Annotated in this window: 5 protein-coding genes; 1 reads left to right on the forward strand and 4 read right to left on the reverse strand. The window is 61.5% G+C overall.

The features are described 5' to 3' along the window. Nucleotide 1 precedes the first annotated feature (1 nt). The 4 genes from urtC to AC1D35_RS17480 all read right to left on the reverse strand — a co-directional run bounded on the left by urtC (nucleotide 2) and on the right by AC1D35_RS17480 (nucleotide 6,265). Complete coding sequence (gene urtC, locus AC1D35_RS17465) at nucleotides 2–1,165, reverse strand: urea ABC transporter permease subunit UrtC (protein WP_113311269.1); 1,164 nt, start codon at nucleotides 1,163–1,165, stop codon at nucleotides 2–4. After that, nucleotides 1,162–2,781, reverse strand: coding sequence for an urea ABC transporter permease subunit UrtB (gene urtB / locus AC1D35_RS17470; RefSeq protein ID WP_477939243.1), 1,620 nt, complete (start codon nucleotides 2,779–2,781; stop codon nucleotides 1,162–1,164). Before urtB ends, urtC begins: the two co-directional genes overlap by 4 nt. 104 nt (nucleotides 2,782–2,885) lie before the next feature. Next, nucleotides 2,886–4,178, reverse strand: a complete 1,293-nt coding sequence (gene urtA / locus AC1D35_RS17475; protein ID WP_477939245.1) for an urea ABC transporter substrate-binding protein — start codon at nucleotides 4,176–4,178, stop codon at nucleotides 2,886–2,888. A gap of 182 nt (nucleotides 4,179–4,360) precedes the next feature. Further along, complete coding sequence (locus AC1D35_RS17480; protein ID WP_113311267.1) at nucleotides 4,361–6,265, reverse strand: phosphatase PAP2 family protein; 1,905 nt, start codon at nucleotides 6,263–6,265, stop codon at nucleotides 4,361–4,363. A 180-nt stretch (nucleotides 6,266–6,445) separates the two neighbouring features. On the opposite strand from AC1D35_RS17480, the gene AC1D35_RS17485 reads away from it, so the two are divergent. Next, nucleotides 6,446–8,489: purine-cytosine permease family protein (locus AC1D35_RS17485; protein WP_477939247.1), on the forward strand; the 2,044-nt coding region annotated here is incomplete at its 3' end.

The raw sequence follows: 8,489 nt of genomic DNA on the forward strand, positions 1-8,489 counted from the left end.
TCTACTCCGCAGCCTGGATTTTCGCGTCGACACCTTCTTCGGCCACCACCGGCGGCACGTCATTTGAAACCGGCTTCCGCTTGCCGACATGCTGGGCGATCGTGCCGACGATGCCCTTCGGCAGGAGCAGCGTGACGAGCACGAAGAGACCGCCGAGCGCAAAGAGCCAGTAATCGGGGAAGAGGCCGGTAAAGATCGTCTTGCCGCCGTTGACGAGGATGGCGCCGATGATCGGCCCGATCAGCGTTGCGCGCCCGCCGACAGCCGTCCAGATGACGACTTCGATGGAGTTGGCCGGCGCGAATTCACCGGGATTGATGATGCCGACCTGCGGCACGTAGAGCGCTCCGGCAATGCCTGCCATCATCGCCGAGACGACGAAGGTGAAGAGCTTGAAATGCTCGACGCGGTAGCCGAGGAAGCGCGTGCGGCTTTCCGCATCGCGCACGCCGACCAGCACCTTGCCGAATTTCGAGCGGACGATGGCCGAGGCAATCATCAGCGACAGAGCAAGGAAGATCGCCGTGGCTGCAAAGAGCGTGGCACGCGTACTGTCCGCCTGCACGTTGAAACCGAGGATTTCCTTGAAATCGGTCATGCCGTTATTGCCGCCGAAGCCCATGTCGTTGCGGAAGAAGGCAAGCAACAGCGCATAAGTCATCGCCTGCGTGATGATCGACAGATAGACGCCGTTGACTCTGCTGCGGAAGGCGAACCAGCCGAAGACGAAGGCGAGCAGTCCGGGCACGAGCAGCACCATCAGCGCCGCAAACCAGAACTGGTCGAAGCCGTACCAGAACCAGGGCAGTTCCTTCCAGTTCAGGAAGACCATGAAATCAGGCAGGATGGGGTCGCCATAAACGCCGCGCGGCCCGATCTGCCGCATGAGATACATGCCCATCGCATAACCGCCGAGCGCGAAGAACGCGCCATGGCCAAGCGAGAGAATACCGCAGAAGCCCCAGACGAGATCGAGCGCCAGCGCCAGCAGCGCATAGGTCAGGTATTTGCCGAACAGCGCCATGATGTAAGTCGGCACATGCAGCGGGTTGTCCGCTGCGGTGGCCAGATTGAGCACCGGCACCAGAACCGCCACTGCCAGCAGGATGGCGATGGCAATCGAGATCCGGCGATCGAGAGACCGGAGAAGGAAGGCCGTAATCATGCTTCCACCGCCCTTCCTTTGAGTGCGAAGAGCCCGCGCGGACGCTTCTGGATGAAGAGAATAATGAGGACAAGCACCAGGATCTTGCCGAGCACGGCGCCGGCAAAGGGCTCGAGAAACTTGTTGACGACGCCGAGCGACAGGGCGCCGACGAGCGTGCCCCAGAGATTGCCGACACCGCCGAWGACCACGACCATGAAACTGTCGATGATGTAACTCTGGCCGAGGTTCGGCGAGACGTTATCGATCTGCGAGAGCGCCACACCCGCCATGCCGGCAATGCCGGAGCCGAGCGCGAAGGTGAAGGCGTCGACCCAGCCGGTGCGGATACCCATGGACGAAGCCATGCGGCGGTTCTGGGTGACGGCACGCATCTGCAGGCCGAAGGCGGAGCGCTTCAACAGCATCAGCAACGCCACGAAAACCGCCATCGAGAAGACGATGATCCACAGACGGTTCCAGGTGATCGCCAAACCGCCGAACTCGAAAGCACCCGACATCCAGCTCGGATTGCGAACCTCGCGATTGGTCGGGCCGAAGACCGTACGCACCGCCTGCTGGAGGATCAGCGACACGCCCCAGGTGGCAAGCAGCGTTTCCAGCGGCCGGCCGTAGAGATAGCGGATCACGGATCGTTCGATGACGAGGCCGACGAAACCGGTGAAGATGAAAGCGGCGGGCACGGCAAAGGCCAGCGAATAATCCGCCATGCCGGGGAAGGTCGAGGTTATGTATTCCTGCACGACATAGGTCGTGTAAGCTCCGATCATCACCATTTCGCCATGCGCCATGTTGATGACGCCCATCACGCCGAAGGTGATGGCAAGGCCGATCGCCGCAAGCAGCAGCACCGAACCTAGCGACAGTCCGTACCAGACGTTCTGAACGATATTCCAGAGAGCCAGGCTGCGGTTGATGGTGGAAATATGCGCCTGAATAGCGGGCTTGAGATCATCGGGAGCCGTTGCCAGCGCCGTGGTCAGAATGGTCAGCACATCGCGGCCGCCGCGGGCTGCGACCGTATCGATGGCAGCCTTCTTCTCCTCGGCGCTCATATCGCTCTTCAGCACCATAACGGCGCGGGCCGCTTCCATGGTGCTCTTGATCTCGGCGTCCTTTTCATCCGCCAATGCGGAGTTCAGCAGATCGAGATTGGCTGGATCGGCATCTTTCAGAAGGCCCTGGGCAGCCGCAAAGCGAGCGCCGCGATCGGGGCTCAGCAACGTCAGCTGGCTCATCTGGCTGGCAATGAGCGTGCGCACCGAATTGTTGACCCTGACCTTCGACATCGTGTCGGGATCAATGTCGGCCACAGCCGCGCCGGTGAGCGGATCGGAATAGGTCGGCTCGTCATCCGTGCCGCCCTGCAGGAGCACGGGACCGCCCTCGTCCGAATTGACGTAAAGCAGGCCGTCGCTCAGCTGCTGCAATATCTGGCTGACATGCGCATCCTTGGAAGCGACGAGCGCCTTGATGGCCGCTTCACGCTCCGGAAAACCGCCAACGCCAAGCGCATCGACAAGGGCGTGGACATCATCCTGGGCCTTCAGACCGGCCGTTAGCCCCGTGAGTGTCAGGCAAACAGTCAAAAGAAAGATCTTGATGGCGCGATACATCGGCTTTCCCGCCTAAATTATCCTGGCAACCGCTGGGGACAGAGCTTCCGCCCGGATTTGAAATCCGGACGGAAGTCTTGGAGGCTCGTGTCGGAGCGGCTAACTCAGGAACCCTTGCCGCCGCACTTGCCAGTGGCAACGTTGAAGTTGCCGCAGTTCATAGGCTTGCGCCAATCGGAGATCAGATCCTTGGAGTCCGGCAGGAAGTCGGACCATTCGTCGCCGACGACCGCGGGGGTCTGCTGGACGATTTCGAACTGGCCGTCGGCCTGAATTTCACCGATCAGCACCGGCTTGGTGATGTGGTGGTTCGGCATGACTGTCGCAGTGCCACCGGAGAGGTTCGGAACGGAGACGCCGATAATGTGGTCGAGTACGGCATCCGTATCGGTCGTGCCGGCAGCCTGAACGGCCTTAACCCAGGCGTTGAAGCCGATATAGGCAGCTTCCATCGGGTCGTTGGTCACGCGCTTGTCGTTCTTGGTATAGGCGTGCCATTCCTTGATGAACTTCTTGTTGATCGGCGTATCGACCGATTCAAAGTAGTTCCACGCCGCCAGGTGGCCGACGAGCGGCTTGGTGTCGAGACCGGCAAGCTCTTCTTCGCCGACCGAGAAGGCGACGACCGGAATGTCGGTCGCCTTGACGCCCTGGTTGCCGAGTTCCTTGTAGAAGGGAACGTTGGCGTCACCATTGATGGTGGAAACGACGGCGGTCTTCTTGCCGGCTGCACCGAATTCCTTGATCTTCGAGACTTCCGTCTGCCAGTCGGAGAAGCCGAATGGCGTGTAGTTGATCAGGATGTCTTCCTTCGGAATGCCCTTGGATTCGAGATAGGCTTCGAGGATCTTGTTGGTCGTGCGCGGATAGACATAGTCGGTGCCTTCGAGCACGAAGCGCTTAACGCCTTCATTCTTCATCAGGTAGTCGACCGCAGGGATCGCCTGCTGGTTCGGCGCGGCACCGGTGTAGAAGATGTTGCGCGAGGATTCTTCACCTTCGTACTGAACCGGGTAGAAAAGCAGCGAGTTCAGCTCTTCGAAGACGGGCAGCACCGACTTGCGTGAAGAGGAGGTCCAGCAACCGAAAACGGCCGCAACCTTGTCCTTCTCGATCAGCTCGCGCGCCTTTTCCGCAAAGAGCGGCCAATCGGAAGCCGGATCGACGACGACGGCCTCAAGCTTCTTGCCGAGAAGGCCGCCCTTCTTGTTCTGCTCATCGATGAGCATCAGCATGGCGTCTTTCAGCGTGGTTTCGGAAATCGCCATCGTGCCGGAAAGCGAGTGCAGCACGCCGACCTTGATCGTATCGTCGGCGGCAATCGCACCGTGGAAGGYAGCCGATGCCGCCATGACGGCGCCAAGTGCTGCGCCCCTAAGGGTGGATTTGAGATTCATATGGTTGATCCCCTCTTCTTGTTCCGCAACAGGCCGGAAACGGAAATTAACTGTTGCCGAGAGGACTATCGGGTGCTGCAGCGCAAAAACACATACGCAAAATGACGTAGGCGGCAGGGGCAAACGGGCAGGCAAKGACAAGACAGGGCATCCCGCGGAGGGCATGCCCTGTCGGTTTGATATTATCCGCCGATCGTCAAGGTGACCGATGTCGGGCCGTAGGAAAGGGTCGCCTTGTGGCCGGAGAGGGTGAACTTGTCGAAGATGCCGGTGACGGCTCCCGCCTTCAGGATCTCGATCTTCGTTCCGGCCGCCGGGGCGTAGCCCGAGGCAAGTGTCACGTCGAGAGTGCCGGCGAGCGCCGCCTTGCCCGCGATGACCACCGTGCCTGCCCCGTCAGCACCGAGCGTCGGCTTCGCCGTGGCATTGGCGAACTGCTGGTATTCGCCGCCTACGATCAAGGGCTTGTCTGCTGCCAGAACGAGAGAACCGCCATTCACGGACAGTCCGCCGGTGCCGAAGGCCGAGGGCGAGCCTGCCACCAGCACGCCTTCCTCCAGCACCGTGCCGCCAGCATAGCTGTTGGCGCCTGATAGCCCGAGGATGCCGCTGCCGCCCTTCACCAGCCTGCCCTTGCCGCCGATGTCGTTGCGCCAGGTGTCGATCGCGTTGAAGCCGCCCCTTGCCGCATCCATCCTCACGGTCACATCCTGTTCGAAGGCGCCGTAGCCATCGGCGGCGGCAAACAGGTTGAGGCGACCGTAACCTTCCGCGTCATCGAGGAGCGGGTAGCCGGAGGCAACCTCCGTCGTCTTCAGCACGTCGCGGCGCTGTTCACCGTCGAGATAAGGCAGACGTGTTTCGAGAAGCGCTTCGGCGCCCTGCGGCACGCGGGCCGCCCGATCGGTCGCATGGATCGACGGCAGGCCGTAGCTCAGGCGTTGAAGCACATAAGCTCGGTTGGCATCATGATCGGCGAAACGGTCTGCGGCCAGCGGCGCTGCATGAGCCACGACTTCGAGCGCGCCCGCATCCGCAACGCCTGATTTGGCAATGAGCCATGCCTGCGCCTGGGCGTAAGCATCGCTCTTCAACGCGGCATTGCCGGCCTTGTTCAGATTATAGACGACGGTGGCAGTGCCGAGCATGCGGCCGCCCATCACGTCGAGCGGAGAATGCATGCCGGCAAGGATGCGGTCTTCACCCAGTTCGCTGGCGCGCGTGAGCATTTCCTGAAAACGCTGCGGCACGAGATAGGCCATGGCAAGCGCATCCCGCCAGGCTTCCGCCGTGTGTCCGCTCGGGAAACCGCCGTCTTCGGCCAGCTTACCGCTCTTGGCGGTCTCGAGCGCCGGGACAACCGACACGTCCTGGCTCCAGCGGTAGGGACGGCCATATTTGAAATAACGCTTGGCGGGCTCCGTCGAGCCATCACCACTCGCGGCATTGATGAAGTCGATGGCAAGGCCCATGTCCGGATTGGCGTCGGTCTTGTTTTCGGTGTCCGGCTTGCTGCCGGCGCCGCGATTATTGCCCTTGTCGTCGTATTTGACCGTCGTCGCATCGGCCGCGACCTCGGTGATCGTGGTGGTCTGCTTGGAGCCCGCTTTCCAGGCATCCGTCAGCGGACCGAGGCCGTCGACGATGCTGGCATTCTTGCCCCGCCGATCGTCGAGATAGGCGGCAACCGCCTGAGCGTCCGTCCGCGCCCGCGTCGCTTTGACGACATAGGCGATGTTCGCATCGTGGACGAGCTTGTTGACGACCTGGCCGTCGGTCTTGCTGAAGGGAATGCCGTCCCAATCCGTCTTGGCAACAGCAGGACAATTATCCTTGGCCGGAGCCTCTACGCCGGCATCGACGAACGACGTGCGCGGTGTCCAGATTTCGAGGAAGCCTGAGAGAAGATGGACGGCGGCATTGGCGTCTGCCGTCGAGAAGCAGGCGTCGCCCCGCTTGTTGGTGTTTCCGGCCTCCACATAGGGCGCTTTCGCCGTCGTGGCCTGCTCGGCGGCGGCAAGCGATGGCACGATCGAAAGAAGGCAGACGAGAGCGGTGCTCAGACGGCAAAGGCTTAAGACAGACATGGGCGACACCCGAAATCGTTGAACGAACGGCAGGAGAGTTAGAGCCCTTATGTGACGGACCGGTTTCAAAAATATTGCCGTTCTGTGAATCTGCCAGGGCTCCGCCTCTTGCCTTTCCCGCCCGTCCCGCCAAAAGTGGCATGGAGACGATGAGCCCAACCAGGATGCCGGAAAGAGGGCATGACAGCGCGCCAACGCATCATTCCGGTGAGACGCGAATATAATCGCTGGGTCGCCAACCAGACGCTGGAAGACTACGCGCTGCGCTTCACGGCCAAGAGCGCCCGGCGCTTCTCCTCCCAGCGCATCTCGCAGACGGCGATCGGCGCAATCTCCTTCCTGGCGCTGGAAGCGATCGGCGGCGCCATCACACTGTCCTACGGCACGACCAATGCCTTCTTCGCCATCGTCGTCGCCTCCATCGCCATGCTGGCAATCGGCCTGCCGATCAGCCGCTACGCGATCCGCCACGGCGTCGACATCGACCTGCTGACACGCGGCGCCGGCTTCGGTTACATCGGCTCCACAATCACTTCGCTGATCTATGCAAGCTTCACCTTCATGCTGTTTGCGATCGAGGCCTCGATCATGTCCGGCGCGCTGGAGCTGACGCTCGGCATTCCCTTGTGGATCGGCTACATCATCAGCGCCGTCATGGTGATCCCGCTCGTCACCCATGGGGTGCGGCTCATCAGCAAGTTCCAGCTGATGACCCAGCCTTTCTGGATCATCCTGAACATCCTGCCCTTCATTTTCATCGCCTTCCTGGACTGGGGCCAATTCGATGTCTGGCGCGCCTTTGCCGGCATCCGCCACGCCTCCGGCCCGCCCGGCACGGTCGCAGATTTCAACCTCGTCGAATTCGGCGCCGCCTCTGCCGTCATCCTGGCGCTCATGTCGCAGATCGGCGAACAGGCGGACTTCCTGCGCTTCCTGCCGCCCGACCCACAGCGCAAGTGGCGCCACCGCCTCGCCATTTTCCTCGCCGGCCCCGGCTGGGTCGTCATCGGTGCACCGAAGCTGCTTGCCGGTTCCTTCCTGGTCGTTTTGACCTTTACCTCGGGCGTGCCGCTCGACCGCGCCGCCGACCCGGCACAGATGTATCTGACCGCCTTCGGCTACATGATCCCCTGGCACAATGCCGCCCTACTGCTGATGGCTGCCTTCGTGGTCGTCTCGCAGCTGAAGATCAATGTGATGAATGCCTATGCCGGTTCGCTCGCCTGGTCGAACTTCTTCTCACGGCTAACCCACAGCCACCCCGGCCGGGTCATCTGGCTGGTCTTCAACGTGGCAATCGCGCTGTTGTTGATGGAACTCGGCATCTACAGGTTGCTCGAGGAAACGCTCGGCATCTTCTCGATCATCGCCATGGCATGGCTCTGCACGATCTCGGCCGACCTATTCATCAACAAGCCGCTCGGCCTTGCCCCTCCCGGCATCGAGTTCAAGCGCGCCCATCTTTACGACATCAATCCAGTCGGCCTCGGCGCCATGACGCTGTCTGCCGGCATCGCGCTGGTTGCCCATTTCGGCCTCTTCGGCTCGGTCGCGGCATCGCTTGCGCCTTACATCACACTCGTCATCGCGCTGATCGCCTCGCCCGCCATCGCCTGGGCAACCAAAGGCAAATTCTATCTCGCCCGCAAGCCGCGGCACGCCTGGAAGAAGCTGACTGCTATCACCTGCTCCGTCTGCGAACATCCCTTTGAACCGGAAGACATGGCCTGGTGCCCGGCTTATGCCGCGCCGATCTGCTCGCTCTGCTGCTCGCTCGACAGCCGGTGCCACGACATGTGCAAGCCGAACGCGCGTTTGAACGCACAGGTCGGCGCCGTCGCTAAGACCCTGCTGCCGGCAAACATCGTCCAGAAACTGACGACCCGCCTCGGCCGCTATGGCATCGCGGTGGCGCTTGCATTGACGGCCGTGGGCGCAATCCTTGCGATGATCGCGCATCAGGTCGCCTCGGCCTCACCAGAGACCGCCGAAGTCGTCAACCGCACAATTCTGATCGTCTTCTTCGTCTTTTCGGTCATCGCCGGCATCGCCTGCTGGTTCTATGTGCTCGCACATGACAGCCGCGTCGTTGCCGAAGAAGAATCGTCTCGCCAGAACACGCTGCTTCTCAAAGAGATCGCTGCTCACAAAAAGACCGATGCCGCCCTCCAGAGCGCCAAGGAAACGGCCGAGGCCGCCAACCGCGCCAAGAGCCGCTATGTCG

Source organism: Rhizobium sp. P1_E6, assembly GCF_056405875.1.

Excerpts from the sequence above, each read along its gene's own strand:
- urtC (WP_113311269.1), bottom strand. The coding sequence starts at position 1,165 with ATGATTACGGCCTTCCTTCTCCGGTCTCTCGATCGCCGGATCTCGATT.
- AC1D35_RS17480 (WP_113311267.1), bottom strand. The coding sequence starts at position 6,265 with ATGTCTGTCTTAAGCCTTTGCCGTCTGAGCACCGCTCTCGTCTGCCTT.